Genomic DNA, 13,604 nt, shown 5'->3' with positions numbered 1-13,604 from the left:
CAAAGCGCACTTCTCCCCCCAAAAGAGTATGGGGTCTTTGCAAGGCCTGTGCCTGTGGCGCCCTCGCTCGGTCGTGCTTGCCCAGAGGCGAGGGGGAATCGGCCAACTGCGAGACGGGTCACGCGCCCGAGCCGTCTGATTCAGCCGCTGCAGTGCATTTGGTTGTGCCCGACATCGCCGCATGCCGGGTCTCTCGCATGATCCTTGCATGCAACCCGCCCAAAAGTGATCGTTTTGTAATCATCCCCATGGCCATCGAACCGGAAGGTGAGTCAGGTGCAGACTCTCAGCGACGTCCTGACAGCCCATATCACTGGCGAGCGCGCCCTCGTGGATACTGTTGCCGCGAGCTATGCGCGACTGCGTGAAGTGGACGATCCGGCCATCTTCATCGCGCTCAAGCCGGAAGCCGATGCGCTTGCCGAGGCTGCCCGCCTGCAGGCAGAGGGCCATCGCGGCCGTGCCCTCTGGGGCATTCCCATTGCGGTCAAGGACAACATCGATGTCCTGGGCCTGGCGACGACCGCGGCATGCCCCGACTTCCTCTACACCCCCACCCAGGATGCGGCGGCCGTTGCCCGTCTCAAGGCAGCCGGGGCGATCATCATCGGCAAGACCAATCTCGACCAGTTCGCGACCGGGCTCAACGGCACGCGCTCGCCCTATGGTACGCCACGCAACGCGCTGCGGCCCGACCTGGTGCCCGGCGGCTCCAGTTCAGGCTCGGCCAGCGCGGTGGCCGCCGGCATCGTGCCCGCGGCGCTGGGCACGGATACGGCCGGCTCGGGGCGCGTTCCCGCAGGCCTGCAGAACCTCGTCGGCCTCAAGCCGAGCTTTGGCCTTGTATCGACAGCCGGCGTCGTACCGGCCTGCCGCACGCTCGATTGCGTCTCGGTCTTCGCACTGACGGTCGATGACGCGATGACGGTGCTGGATGTGATTGCGGGCGCCGAGGCCAACGATCCGTTTTCGAGGCCGGTGAGACGTGGACGGCCTGGCGCGTTGCCGCCCCGTCAGCGCATTGCCGTCCCGCGACCTGCCGACCTCGATTTCGACGGAGACCGGGCCGCCGAGGCGAGCTTTACCCTTGCGATGGATCGCGCCCGCTCGCTGGGCGCCACAATCGTTCCCATCGACATGGCGCCGTTCTACGAGACGGCACGTCTGCTTTATGACGGGCCGTGGGTGGCCGAGCGCTTCCTGACGATCCGCACCTTACTGGCTCGTGATCCCGATGCGATCCTGCCCGTCATTAGGGACGTCGTCGCCGGAAGGCCGCTGCCCGATGCCGCCGACACCTTCGCAGCACAATATCGGTTGGCCGAACTTGCGCTTGCCGCCAGAACGGCGCTGAAGGGCATCGAAGCGATGATGGTGCCGACAGCGCCGAGGTCGGTAACGCTCGCGGAGATCGCGGCCGACCCGGTCGGCAAGAACTCGCTGCTCGGCCGTTACACCAATTTCGTGAACCTACTCGACATGTGCGCGCTCGCAGTGCCGGTGAGCCTGGCTGCCGATGGTACGGCTGCCGGCGTCACGTTCATCGCGCCTGCCGGCCAGGACGCCGAGCTGGCGACGCTCGGCCGCGCCTTCCATCATGCGTCCGCCCTCAGCCTCGGCGGCACGGGCGCGGCGATGCCGCCGCTGGCGCAGCCAGGGAATGCCGCAGCCGCCGGTGCAATCGAGATTGCCGTCGTCGGCGCTCATCTCTCGGGCATGCCGCTCAACGGCGAACTCACCGCGCTCGGTGCGAGCTTCGTACGGGCGACGGCTACGGCCGCGTGCTACCGGCTCTATGCGCTGCCGGGCGGCCCGCCGGCGCGGCCCGGCCTCATCCGCGTCGGCGCGGGCGGGGCGGCCGTGGCGCTGGAAATATGGGCCTTGCCTGCCGAAGGCTTCGGCCGCTTCGTCGCCGGCATTCCGTCGCCCCTGGGGATCGGCACGCTGGAACTGGCTGATGGCGCGAGGGTCAAGGGCTTCCTCTGCGAAGCGACCGCGACCGAGCGCGCGCGGGATGTCACCGCCTTTGGCGGCTGGCGGGCCTTCGTTGCCAGCTTGACCCAGCCTCAGGGCGTTCCGGCGTAGCTCCTGAACGCATCGCGCACGATCCCGATATGGGCGCGCATCGCCTCGGTCGCGGCGGGCTGGTCGCCGCGCAGGATCGCCTGCACGACGAGGTCGTGCTCCTGATAGGAGCGCGCCAGACGGCTCGGCGCCCGGAACTGCGCCCGGCGGAACGGCGCTACGCGCTTTCGGGTCAGGAGGGTCAATTCGGCAAGATAGGCGTTGTGAGAGCCCGTGTAGATCGCAGCATGAAAAGCCTCGTTGACCTCGTGATAGCGCAGGGGATCGCCTTCATGGACGAGCGCACGCAAGGCCTCGTGCAGCGCCTCGAGGTCGCGCCGTTCCGGCACGGTCATGTTGCGGGCGGCGAAGCCGGCGCAAAGTGCCTCCAGCTCGGCCATCACCTCAAACATCTCGTTGAGCTGGGCGGATGTCGGCAGCGCGACGACCGCGCCGCGATGCGGCCGGACGTTGACGAGGCCGGATGTCGAAAGCTGGCGTATCGCTTCTCGCACAGGCGTACGCGAGACGCCGAAGCGCGACGCCAGCTCCTGCTCGTCGAGTGACGTTCCCGGTTCGAGTACCCCCGATACGATCTCGTCTGCGATCTGCAGGCGCAATGCTTCCGTCCGCGTTCGCGGCGACAGCGCAGCCTCGGACGAGGTCGAGAGAGCGGCTTGGCGCGACGGCATGATCTGAATGGGAAAGCGAACGGGATCAAGATGACGGATGAGCAGTGGCGACCGGGCCTCGATCAAGGATCGGGGACCGTCGAGCGTTCATTCCGGGATGATGCTGACATGGGCGCTGACGACCCGCCAGCCTTCCGCAAACTTGATCCAGGTCTGGCTTTGACGGCCGACCTTGCCGACCATGCTGTCGCGCCGAAACATAGTGTTCGCCGTGGCGGTTGTATCACCATAGGTCGTGATGACCGTGCGCTCGATCGTCCGCTCCAGGCCCGTAGACGGGCGGGCAGACCGGAAAGCGGCGATTTCGCCATAGCCGTAGAGGTTCTCGGCCACGCCGTAGCGCAGTGTCTGCGGACCGTCCTTGAAGAGCCTGTCCAGGGTGGCGACATCGTTGCTCACCAGCGCCGTCTCGTACTCGGAAAAAGCGGCTGTTACCTCGGCCAGAACCGCGGGGTCGTTGATTTTCATGGTCGGTCTCCGGGGCGAGGACGGCGTTTCGCTCACAACGGCGGATGCGGGATCGCTGTCAGCAGTTCCTTGGTGTAGGCCGCCTTGGGGGCACCAAGCACCTCCTCGGCCGTGCCTTCCTCGACGATCGAACCGGTCTTCATCACGATCACCCGGTCGCAGAGCAGCCGAACCACGTTGAGATCGTGCGAAACGAAGAGATAGCTCATGCCGAGCCGCCCCTTGAGCTCCTCGAGGAGATTCAGCACCACGGCCTGGACGGAGACGTCGAGCGCCGCCGTCGGTTCGTCGAGAATAACGAGATCAGGGTCGAGGGCGATGGCGCGCGCGATTCCGACGCGCGCCTTCTGCCCGCCCGATAACTGGTGCGGGAAGCGATCGATAAGTTCGACGGGCAAGCCGACGAGCCGCGCCAATTCCTCGCAACGCGTGCGCAGGGCATCGCGGCCCTTGATCGCGCCCATCCGCATGATCGGGTCGGCGATGGCTCGTTCGGCCGTGAAGCGGGGGTTGAGGCTGTCCGTCGGGTCCTGAAAAACCATCTGGATGCGCCGGCGATGCGGCGACGCCGCGAACTGCTTGGCGGGGATCGCACCGATATCGGTGCCGTCGAAAACGATCCTGCCGCCGCTCGGATCGATCAGCCGCGTGATCATCATGGAGGTCGTCGATTTGCCGCAGCCGGACTCGCCGACCAGACCGAGCGTTTCACCCCTGGCGATGCTAAAGCTGATGCCGTCGACCGCACGAAAGGGGGCGGGTTGTTCGACTGCACCCCGGCTCAGCAGCTTGCCGAACATGCTGCCGCCCGCGGGCCGCGGATACTCCTTCAGCAGGCTTTCGACCTGCATCAGCGCGGCGGTCGCGGCCGCCGATCTCGCGACCAAGGAGGGGGCCGCCTGGGCCGGCAGCGCCTTCGGCGCGTCGGGCAGCAAATCCGCAAGGCTCATCCCCAGCCGCGGGGTCGCCTGCATCAGCTTGCGCGTATAGGGATGCTGCGGGTTCCGGAATATCTCGCCGGCGAGCGCGGTCTCGACGACCTTGCCCTTCTCCATCACGACGACCTTGTCGCAATAGGCGGCCGCCAGCCCGAGATCATGCGTGATCAGGATCGTCGACATGCCACGCTCCCGCGTCAGCTCGACGATCAGGTCCATCACGGCCTTCTGGGTCGTCACGTCGAGGCCGGTGGTCGGCTCGTCGGCGATGAGAAGCTGCGGCTGGCAAGCGAGCGCGAGCGCGATCACGACCCGCTGGCACATGCCGCCCGACATTTCGAACGGATAGGCCTCGTAGCGCTCTTCAGGCCGCGCGATCCGGACGCGGGTCAGTGCCTCGATCGCCTTTTCCTTCGCGGTCGCGCGCGTGGCCTGAACATGCTGCAGCAGCACGTCCTCGATCTGCTTTCCAACCTTCCGGATCGGATTAAGCGCCGCGCGCGGGTTCTGGAAGATCATCGAGATCTCCCGGCCACGCAGGTCGCGCATCTGGGCTTCGTCGGCCGCGACCAGATCGACGCCGGAGAAGGCGATCGACCCTTCCGCAACCTTGCCGGCCCGGTCGAGAATGCGCACCACGGCGTAGGAGGTCACGGACTTGCCGGAGCCGGATTCGCCGACGATGGCAACCGTCTCGCCCTTTGCAACGCTGATATCGATCGATTTGACCGCCTGTACACGGCCGCGCCGCGTCGCGAATTCGACAGTGAGGTTCTTGATGTCGAGCAGGGGCGCGGTCGTCATCCTCAATTCCTCCGCTGGGGATCGACGAGGTCGCGCACGCCATCGCCGAGGAGGTTGAAGCAGAACACCGCGATCATCAGAGCCAGCCCCGGAAACAGCGCGATCCACCATTCGCCGGAGACGATGAAGCTTGCTCCTTCCGCGACCATGATGCCCCATTCCGGCGTGGGCGGACGCACGCCGAGCCCGATGAAGGAAAGCCCGGCCGCGTTGAGGATCGCGTAACCCATGGTCAGCGACATCTGCACGGCCATGATCGGCATGATGTTGGGCACGATCTGCGTCATCAGCAGGCGCCAGTCGGAATTGCCCGACAGCCGCGCCGCCTGCACGAAGCCAGCTTCGCGCCGCACATTCGCCTCGGCCCGGGCGACGCGGGCATAGAGCGGGAAATTGATGATTGCGGTTGCGATGACGATGTTGGTGACGCTGTTGCCGAGCGCCGCGACGATGCCCATCGCAAGCACGAACAGCGGGAAGGCCATAATCGTATCGGCGATGCGCCCGACGATCTTGTCGACCCATCCGCCGTAGAAGCCGGCACTGACGCCGGCGAGCCCGCCGAGGAGAAATACGAGCGCCACAGATGCGATCGCGATGGTGAAATCGAGCCGGGTCGCGACGACAACGCGGCTGAAGATATCACGCCCGAGCTGGTCGGTGCCAAACCAGTGCGCCGCGCTCGGCGCCTGCAGCGCGGCGTTGGTGTTGCTCGCGAGTGGATCATAGGGAACGAGCGAAGGTCCGAAGAGCGCGGCGAGGACAATGAGTGCGAAAAGGCCGAAGGCGAGCCCGGTGACCGGATTCTCGGCGACGATGTGCCTTGCGTGGGCCCAGAGGCTGGTCGAGGGCGGCGCATCGAAACGCAGCGGCGGCGCAACCTCGGCCGGCACCTGATCGGCTTTCGTCATGTCGTTCACGATCAGCCCTCCAGTCTCACGCGGGGGTCGATCACGCCGTAGAGCACGTCGATCATCAGGTTCAGCACGACGTAAAGGATCGCCATCGTCAACACGAAGCCCTGGATCGGCGCGTAGTCCGACGCGATCAGCGCCTCGACGGCGTAGGAGCCCACGCCGGGCCAGGCGAAGACCTTTTCGACCAGGACATTGGCCCCGAGCAGAAACGAGAAGACCATGCCCAGGGTCGTGATCACCGGCAGCATAGCGTTGCGGAAAGCATAGGTGCCGATGACCTTGCTGCTGGTCAGCCCGGCTGCTTTTGCCGTGCGAACGAAATCGGCGCCGAGCACGGCGAGCATCGAAGCCCGCGTCATGCGTGTGATCGGCGCCAGCGAGAAGATCGCGAGCGTCACCGCCGGCAGGATGATCTGCGAGAATGCCGCACGGAATGTTTCGAAATTGCCGGAAACCAGACTGTCAACCAGGAAAAGCCCGGTGATGCGCGGCGGCTCGGACGCAAAGACGTCGAGCCGGCCCAGCGGCGCCGGCGACCAGCCGAGCTGGAAATAGAAGACATAGACCAGGAGCAATCCGGTGAAGAACACTGGCAGCGACACGCCTGCGGTGGCAACCACGCGGCAGAGATGGTCGATCCATGAGCCCTGCCGAACCGCCGCGAGCACGCCGAGCGGCAGCGCGACCGCCATCGCGAGCAGCAAGCCGGCGAGTGTCAGTTCCGCCGATGCCGGCAGGCGCGCGGCGAGATCGGCGGTGACCGGCTGGCCCGTCGTGAGGGACTGGCCCAGATCCCCCTTCACCAGCGCCCCCACATAGGAAACGAACTGCACCGGCAATGGCTGGTCGAGGCCGAGCTTGCTGCGGATTTCCGCGATCGCCTGCGGCGTCGCGGCGGGGCCCGCGAAATAGGCCGCCGTATCGCCGGGCAGCACCCGCGTCAGCAGGAAAGTCACGATGATGACGCCGATCACCGAAGGGATCGTCGTCATCAACCGCTGGCCGATCAGCTTCAGCATGGCGAGGCTCCCGATCGCTTCGCTTGTGATGAACTAGCCCGGAATCGCTCCGTCATTCCGGGACAAAGCTTCGCTTCGCCCCGCGTGACGGGGTGTTTGCGAGGTCGAAACCCCGCCCTCAGGCCTTGGTCAGGTAACGGAAATCCGGCTCGCGGCAGGGCTGGAACTGGTATCCGCCGATCGACTTCTGCAAGGCGACGTCATGCGTTGGCTGGTTTATCGGCACCATCGGCACCTCGCTTTCCACCAGCTTGATGAAATCGATGACGTTGGAATCGTAAGACGCCTTGTCCGGCGCGAAGCGCGCGGCATCGACGAGCTTGTCCAGCGCCGGGTTCTGATAGGCGGCGATGTTGAAGATCGAGTTGTTGCCGTGCATCGTCCAGAACAGATAGTAATCGGGATAGTCGAGCCAGCCGGCGAAGCGGTTCAGCACCATCGGGTTGGTCTTCTTGGCGATCTCGGTGCGGAAATTCGCACCCGGCACCTTGTTGATCTCGACCGTGATCCCGATCGTCGCCAGCGCTTCCTTGATCAGCACGGCCATCGGCTCGGCCACGGTCGCATTGCCCGCATCGAAATAGAGCGTGGTCGAGAACGGCCCGCCGGCCGCATCGACCAGCGCCTTCGCCTTGGCCGTGTCGGAGGTGTAGGGGAAGGGTTGAGGCCAGGCGACCTTCGGTGCCGTGCCACCCGCCATCGAGACACCGCGGCCGAACAGCGCCGCCTGCATGATCTTCTCGTAGGGCATCACCCAGGCCACCGCCTGGCGCAGGCGCACGTCCTTGAACGGCCCGACCTGCGTGTTGAGATAGCAGCCCCAGACGCCGTTCGGGATCGGCACGCCGACGACATTGATCTTGCCGGCATCGAGCAGGTCCTTGAAGTCCTTCGGCGGCAGGCCGTAGGAGACATCGGCATCCCCGCGCTCGATCAGTGCCCGCCGCGTCGAGGGCGAGGCGATGTCGCGGGCGATGATCCGGCGCAGCTGCGGCAGCTTTCCGCAGGCCCAGTCGTCGTTGCGGACGTAAATCGTCTCCACGCCCGGCTTCCAGCTCTCGACCTTGTAGGCGCCGGAGCCGGCGACGTTGTTCTTCAGCCATTCCTTGGCATGCGGGTCACCGCCCGCATTCTTGATGGCGAGCTCGGAATCGAAGACGAAGGGAATGGTCACTGCCAGGTTCGGCAGGGTCATCTTGTCCTTGCGCACGAAGTCGACGCGGAAGGTCTTGTCATCGACGACGACGAACTGCTCGGGCTTCTCCAGCGAACCGGCATTCATCTGCGTGGTTGCGAAGCCGCCGATCGTGCAGGCGCGATCGAGCGACCACTTCACGTCCTTGGCGGTGACCGGGCGGCCCGAATGGAACTTGGCATCGCGCAGCTTGAAGGTGCAGCTCATCCCGTCGGACGCGACCTGCCAGCTCTCGGCTAGCTCGCCCTCCAGTTCGCCCATGCTGATCGTGTTGCCGCCCCCGCCGGGGATCGGCACCGGCTTAAAACGCAGCAGCCGATCGTAGCAGTTCAATGCGACGCCGTTGACGGGCTGCGACGAGCCGATGCCCTGCATGTCGAGGCTGTTGGGCCCATATTCCTGCACGAGCAGCAGCGTTTCGGCGCGGCTGGCGGTCTGGGCTTGTGCCTGGCCTCGCGCGATGAAGGGCGCTGCGAGACCGGCGGCAATGGCAGTGCGGCGTGTGAGCATCAGCTTGATATCCCCGGTTGTGCCAATCGGACGTCGCGAAGCTCACGCTCGTCACAGGCGCATCGAGGCCGGATGACGCTGGGAATTCGGAATGATGTGCGAGCAGCGCGCATGCCTTCCTCGAAGCACGTACCGTGCCAGCGCGTATCGTTTGATTTTATGGACGAATTGAAGCAGCGGGCGCGAATGAAAGCGCTCTTGCATGCAATGAGCGGAAGATTGCTTATAAAACAGGCTCAATCAGGCATGGCGCCGATTTAAGCTGTCCAAGGCGGTCCGCATGCCGATCTCGGCTGCATCGAGGATGTTCAACGAGCCCGTCGCAGGCCCCGCCAGCTGCGCTGCAAAGCCTGGGAGATTGGTGCTCCAGACCACGACCGTATCGAGAGCCGATCCGCTGGCGAGTTCCTCGATCCGCGCGAGAAGCGCGCCGGGATCGATGTGAGCGGCTTCGAGGTTATGAACGATGTCCAGCCAGCTACGAGACGCGATCTCCACTCCTTCCGACCGGAACCGAGCCGAAACCTCCGCTGCTTCGGCCTCATCGCCTTGCGTGATGAAGCCGATCCTGTCGCGACCCCGGTTTCTGAGCCGTTCGAGCGTTCCCAGTGCAGTGGTCACGGTCGCAATTCCGGTCCGACCCTCTAGGCGTCGGCAAAGTTCACGATCGGGGTCGAAGCCAAGCATCGCACCGCGCGTGGCATTCCAGCAGATCACGTCGACGCCGGCATCGGCGAGAAGCGCTGCGGCCGTATCAAAGACTTCAAGCCTGTAACGGGCGCGCGCACCACCATCGACGATCCCGTCATAGGGGACGCGGGCGATACAGAGATCGACCTCGGATTGCCCCGACAGCATTCGCGTCGCCACACGCTCCACGACGCGATTGGAAGACGGAACGATGACGCCGATCGCGCGACGCCTGTATTCTCGCTGGGACATCGGCTCACGCGTCGAAGGATGTAACGTCGATGGACAGTAAGCACGCAAGAAAGCGGGTTGCCAGTCATGTCAGTCAGCATAAACCGCCGTTTGGCGCGGCCGTAGCGTAGCGTCCGCCATTATCTGGGCGCTTAAGCGGAAGATAGGACAATTATCCTGCTTCTGCGCGTAGATTACGCCGTGAATCTGGCAAACCTGATGGCGCATCGTCGAACCGTGGATCGGTCGGGGAGCGATGTCCGCTTCCGGGGCGGCGCCCAATGTCAGCTAGTGGCGCAGGATCGCCTCAACCCAGGCTTCCGGCAAAGCGCTCGGCCAGCCGTTGCGTTCGGAAGGCGTCGGTGACCCAGTCGATGAAGACCCTCGTTTTGGCAGGCAGCAGGGTGCGCGAGGCATAATACAGGGAGGTCGCCCCGACATCGGCATACCAGCGCGGCACGAGGCAAACGAGGCGACCGTCCTCCAGGGCTGAAAGGGCGTCCGGCACCGCCAGCATCGCAACGCCCAGACCGAGCAAGGCGGCTTCTCGCATGGCTGCGGGTTCGTTGACCACGATGCTGTCCTTGAGCGCGGCGCGCATCTCCCGCCCGCCAACATCGCGCATGGTCTGGTGTCCGATCCGCCCCGTGCTCAGCGAGCGCATGACAATGCCGTCGAGGTCCTGCAATGCGGCTGGATCGCCGGGCGGCGTCCGGTCTGCCATGTAGGCGGGCGAGGCGACCGCGACGAGATGGGCCGGGCCGAGCGTGCGGGCGACGATGCCGGGCGAAAGCTCGAAGCCCCCGCCGATCGCCGCGTCATAGCTCTCGGCGATCAGGTCGACCGGCCGGTTCTCGAAGTGCCATTCCGGCCTGATGCGCGGATAGCGGGCCATGAAACCCGGCAGCAGCGGCATGAGTAAGCATGGCCGAATGTCGGCGCGAAGGCGCCTCTACGACGCAGTTTAAAGCCGATGCCGACAGAGTTCGGGGGTGGCCCACAGGTTCGGACCCACGCGCTGTCCACTTTGATTTGATCACGCCCGGCAGGTTTTTTTATCAATCGAACTATCGGTATCTCCGATAACACCATCGGATCATTCCGTTTCCTAACAAGCGCGGAAAGCTGGATCACAGCTTACGGATTGGAAATGGAGACCAAGATGACCAGCAATAGAACGAGGCCGCGCCGCATCCTTATCGCCGGAGGGAGTTCCGGCATGGGCTTCGCCCTCGCGCGCCGGTTGACAGAGGCCGGTGACCACGTGGCGATCGTCGGCAGGGATGCCGCCCGGCTTCAGCGTGCACGGGATGACCTAGGCGCTTCGCCGTCGCTGAAAACATACGTGGCCGACATCACCTCCGAAATCGAGGTGCGGGCGCTGTTCGCGAACGAGGAACGATTTGACCATATCGTTTGTACAGCAGCGGATTTTACCGGTGCTTACGAACTGCTCCCAGCGCTTGACCTGAACGCAGCCCGGCGCGCTATCGACAGCAAGATCATCGGCCCGATCCTACTCGCCAAGCACGGTAGTCCGCAGCTCGCTGCCGGGGGGTCGCTGACTTTTACATCCGGCATCGCAGCCTACCGGCCGATGGCGCGGGGAGCGGTGGTAGCAACCATCAATGCGGCACTCGAAGGTCTCGTCCGAGCGTTGGCCGTCGAACTCGCTCCAATCCGTGTGAATGCCGTATCGCCAGGCTGGGTCGACACGCCGATATGGCAGGCGGTGGCGGGCGAAAGGAAGGCGCAGGTCCTCGCCTCAATGGCGGAGCGCCTGCTGGTCGGCCGCGTCGGTCAGCCGGAGGATATCGCCGATGCCGTGGCCTTCCTCATCGGCAATGGTTTCACGACAGGCACGGTTCTTCACGTCGAAGGCGGTCATCGTCTCGTTTGAGAGATCGCTGCACCCGCCCCACCCGGGCCAGTAGGAGCGTCAGATCGGCCGGCTGAACGCGCCGACGGCGCCACACCATGTCGAGTGTCGCGAAGAACTCGAACCCGGACAATTGGATCGTGGCGACGGCGCCGCTCGCAAGCGCTTCCCGCGCCGCGATCCGAGGCACGAAGGCATAGCCGCTGCCGACCGCAACCAGACGCACGATGGCTGTGATACTACCGACCTCGGTGAAAGGCCGTGGCGGCGTCAAGCCGGCTTGGCGCCAGGCCTCGTCGAACAGATGTCGGTAGACACATCCAGGTTCGGTTGCGATGAACGGCTGGGCGATGAGGGCGTCTAGCCCCGACGGCGGCAGGTCGCTTCCCGCTGCAGGCGGCCCGATCATGATCAGCGGCTCCTGGGCAAACTCTCGTCGCGCGAGTCGTTCATCGATCGCGCCCTTGCGAAAGCAGAAGGCAATGTCGTTCAAGCCGTCCAAAAGACGTTGTAGCAGGTGATCGCTTCCCGCCACCTCAATTCGGATCCGAAGCTCAGGCTGGTCTTGCCGAAGATTAGCGAGCAGCGCCGGAAGAACCTCCCCGGCAACGGTTTCCAGTGCGCCGATGACCAGCGATCGATCGCCGGAAAGGCTCGCGCTCTTCACGGCGGCCAGCGCCTCACCCGTCGTGGTCACGATGTCCTGGGCATAAGGCACCAGCGCCTCTCCCGCGGCGGTGAGCCGAAAGCCCTGTCTGGAGCGCAGGAACAGGCTCACTCCCAGTGGCCTGCTGCCGGTTGTGTGGACGCTCAGTTAAGCTAATCCGGCCCTCTTTTCGAACTCGACCGGGCTGATGTCGCCGATGGTCGAGTGCCTTCGAACGGCATTGTAGAAGCGCTCGATGTAATCGAACACGTCGGCACGAGCATCGTCGCGTGTCCGGTATACCCTGCCTCTGATCCGCTCGGTTTTGAGCGAGGAGAAGAAGCTCTCCATCGCGGCATTGTCCCAGACGTTGCCCGAGCGGCTCATCGAGCAGGTGACGCCGTTGTCGGTCATGAGCTTCTGGAACTGCTCGCTGGCATACTGGCTGCCCTGGTCCGAATGGTGCAGCAGGGCATCCGGCTTTCCCCGGCGCCAGATCGCCATCATCAGCGCATCGGTCACGAGCCCGGCGGTCATTTCGGCCTTCATCGACCAGCCCACCACCCGGCGCGAGAACAGGTCGATGACGGCTGCAACGTAAAGCCAACCTTCGGCGATCCAGATGTCGGTAAAGTCGGCGATCCAGCGCTGGTTCGGCCGTTCGGCATGGAACTCCCGGCCGAGCGTATTCGGCGCGATGGCCGATCGCTGGCCCTCATCCCTGGGCAGGCTGCGCCGACGCGGCCTGGCACGCAAAGCCTGGGCACGCATCAGCCGCTCGATGCGATGCAGGCCGCAATCGATCCCTTCCGCCAGCACGTCCCGCCAGACACGCCTGGCACCATAGGTCCGATCCGAACCAAGGAAGCTTGCCCGGACCCTGTTGCCGATCTCCTCATCGTCGCGTGCACGCCGGCTCGGCGACCGGTTGAGCCAGGCATGGAAGCCCGAGCGCGACACATCCAGCGCTTCGCAAAGCCAAGCCACCGGCCAGATCCCCCGGTGCTTCGCAATGAACGTGAACCTCATGTCACGTCCTTCGCGAAGTAGGCTGCGGCCTTTTTTAGGATGTCGCGCTCCGCCTTGAGCCTGGCCACCTCCCGCCGCAGCTTCTCGATCTCAAGCTGCTCCGGCTTCATCTGACCGTGGCCGGGAAAGGCCTGCGCAGGATCGGCCGAAAAGAGCTTCACCCATTTGCGCAACTGGTTCTCGTGGACATCCAAATCCCGAGACGCCTGCGCCACGCTCACTCCGCGCTCCTTGATCAGGCGGACCGCCTCGATCTTGAACTCACGCCCAAACTGTCTTCGCCGCATACCCCACCTCCCGGTTCATGAAACACCCAATCTCGGTGTCCACGAAACCGGCAGCAGGCCAGAGAGCTTCCGGAACGGGAAGGCGGCCGAGACGAACCCGGAACGGGGTAGCACCTAGCCGCTCAACGAATCCTTTCGGGACATGGAATTGGAAAACCCAGCCCGAAGGCTGCTTCCAGAGGTGACTCATGTGTGTCGAAACCTGTGTCGCGGACAGGTTCGGTCAAGAGTTATT

At 64.7% G+C, this 13,604-nt stretch carries 11 protein-coding genes and 1 pseudogene; 2 read left to right on the top strand and 10 right to left on the bottom strand.

Annotation, left to right across the window (positions count from 1 at the left end; translation table 11 throughout):
• Positions 1–267: 267 nt before the first annotated feature.
• Positions 268–2,085 (top strand): allophanate hydrolase, encoded by a 1,818-nt coding sequence (gene atzF / locus OCUBac02_RS16495; protein ID WP_173047129.1) that lies wholly within the window; start codon positions 268–270, stop codon positions 2,083–2,085.
• Here atzF and OCUBac02_RS16490 read toward each other — a convergent pair.
• From OCUBac02_RS16490 to OCUBac02_RS16455, 8 genes and pseudogenes are all read right to left on the bottom strand, one after another.
• On the bottom strand, positions 2,067–2,756 hold the full coding sequence (locus tag OCUBac02_RS16490) for a GntR family transcriptional regulator (RefSeq protein WP_173047127.1): 690 nt from the start codon (positions 2,754–2,756) through the stop codon (positions 2,067–2,069). The genes atzF and OCUBac02_RS16490 overlap by 19 nt on opposite strands.
• Before the next feature lie 87 nt (positions 2,757–2,843).
• Positions 2,844–3,224, bottom strand: a complete 381-nt coding sequence (gene hpxZ, locus OCUBac02_RS16485) for an oxalurate catabolism protein HpxZ (RefSeq protein ID WP_047581259.1) — start codon at positions 3,222–3,224, stop codon at positions 2,844–2,846.
• A gap of 32 nt (positions 3,225–3,256) precedes the next feature.
• Complete coding sequence (locus OCUBac02_RS16480; protein ID WP_173047125.1) at positions 3,257–4,966, bottom strand: dipeptide ABC transporter ATP-binding protein; 1,710 nt, start codon at positions 4,964–4,966, stop codon at positions 3,257–3,259.
• A 2-nt stretch (positions 4,967–4,968) separates the two neighbouring features.
• Positions 4,969–5,877, bottom strand: a complete 909-nt coding sequence (locus tag OCUBac02_RS16475) for an ABC transporter permease (RefSeq protein ID WP_173049624.1) — start codon at positions 5,875–5,877, stop codon at positions 4,969–4,971.
• A gap of 11 nt (positions 5,878–5,888) precedes the next feature.
• The gene (locus tag OCUBac02_RS16470) at positions 5,889–6,902 is read right to left on the bottom strand and encodes an ABC transporter permease (RefSeq protein WP_173047123.1); all 1,014 of its coding nucleotides are present in this window, start codon (positions 6,900–6,902) and stop codon (positions 5,889–5,891) included.
• A 118-nt stretch (positions 6,903–7,020) separates the two neighbouring features.
• Positions 7,021–8,607 carry an ABC transporter substrate-binding protein gene (locus OCUBac02_RS16465; protein ID WP_173047121.1) on the bottom strand — a complete coding sequence of 529 codons (1,587 nt, stop codon included), beginning with the start codon at positions 8,605–8,607 and terminating at the stop codon, positions 7,021–7,023.
• A gap of 240 nt (positions 8,608–8,847) precedes the next feature.
• Positions 8,848–9,549 carry a hypothetical protein gene (locus OCUBac02_RS16460; RefSeq protein WP_173047119.1) on the bottom strand — a complete coding sequence of 234 codons (702 nt, stop codon included), beginning with the start codon at positions 9,547–9,549 and terminating at the stop codon, positions 8,848–8,850.
• A 286-nt stretch (positions 9,550–9,835) separates the two neighbouring features.
• A pseudogene (locus OCUBac02_RS16455) lies at positions 9,836–10,447 on the bottom strand (substrate binding domain-containing protein); the annotation flags it as partial.
• Positions 10,448–10,690: 243 nt separating this feature from the next.
• On the opposite strand from OCUBac02_RS16455, the gene OCUBac02_RS16450 reads away from it, so the two are divergent.
• Entirely contained in the window at positions 10,691–11,428 is a 738-nt protein-coding gene (locus OCUBac02_RS16450) for an SDR family oxidoreductase (protein ID WP_047581261.1), read from the top strand.
• Here the strand turns inward: OCUBac02_RS16450 and OCUBac02_RS16445 are convergent.
• Positions 11,379–12,185 carry a LysR family transcriptional regulator gene (locus tag OCUBac02_RS16445; protein ID WP_173047115.1) on the bottom strand — a complete coding sequence of 269 codons (807 nt, stop codon included), beginning with the start codon at positions 12,183–12,185 and terminating at the stop codon, positions 11,379–11,381. The two genes, OCUBac02_RS16450 and OCUBac02_RS16445, sit on opposite strands and share 50 nt — an antisense overlap.
• Positions 12,186–12,221: 36 nt before the next feature.
• Positions 12,222–13,369, bottom strand: a protein-coding gene (locus OCUBac02_RS16440; protein ID WP_173047113.1) for an IS3 family transposase whose coding sequence is annotated in 2 segments (ribosomal slippage) — positions 12,222–13,120 and positions 13,120–13,369 — 1,149 coding nt in all. Because the reading frame shifts where the segments join, the coding sequence is not laid out codon by codon here.
• Between the last annotated feature and the right edge of the window lie 235 nt (positions 13,370–13,604).

It is taken from the genome of Bosea sp. ANAM02 (assembly GCF_011764485.1).
GTDB lineage: Bacteria > Pseudomonadota > Alphaproteobacteria > Rhizobiales > Beijerinckiaceae > Allobosea.
This window is presented reverse-complemented; position numbering and strand designations above follow the sequence as displayed.

Excerpts from the sequence above, each read along its gene's own strand:
- OCUBac02_RS16490 (WP_173047127.1), bottom strand. The coding sequence starts at position 2,756 with ATGCCGTCGCGCCAAGCCGCTCTCTCGACCTCGTCCGAGGCTGCGCTG.
- hpxZ (WP_047581259.1), bottom strand. The coding sequence starts at position 3,224 with ATGAAAATCAACGACCCCGCGGTTCTGGCCGAGGTAACAGCCGCTTTT.
- OCUBac02_RS16480 (WP_173047125.1), bottom strand. The coding sequence starts at position 4,966 with ATGACGACCGCGCCCCTGCTCGACATCAAGAACCTCACTGTCGAATTC.
- OCUBac02_RS16475 (WP_173049624.1), bottom strand. The coding sequence starts at position 5,877 with ATGACGAAAGCCGATCAGGTGCCGGCCGAGGTTGCGCCGCCGCTGCGT.
- OCUBac02_RS16470 (WP_173047123.1), bottom strand. The coding sequence starts at position 6,902 with ATGCTGAAGCTGATCGGCCAGCGGTTGATGACGACGATCCCTTCGGTG.
- OCUBac02_RS16465 (WP_173047121.1), bottom strand. The coding sequence starts at position 8,607 with ATGCTCACACGCCGCACTGCCATTGCCGCCGGTCTCGCAGCGCCCTTC.
- OCUBac02_RS16460 (WP_173047119.1), bottom strand. The coding sequence starts at position 9,549 with ATGTCCCAGCGAGAATACAGGCGTCGCGCGATCGGCGTCATCGTTCCG.
- OCUBac02_RS16450 (WP_047581261.1), top strand. The coding sequence starts at position 10,691 with ATGACCAGCAATAGAACGAGGCCGCGCCGCATCCTTATCGCCGGAGGG.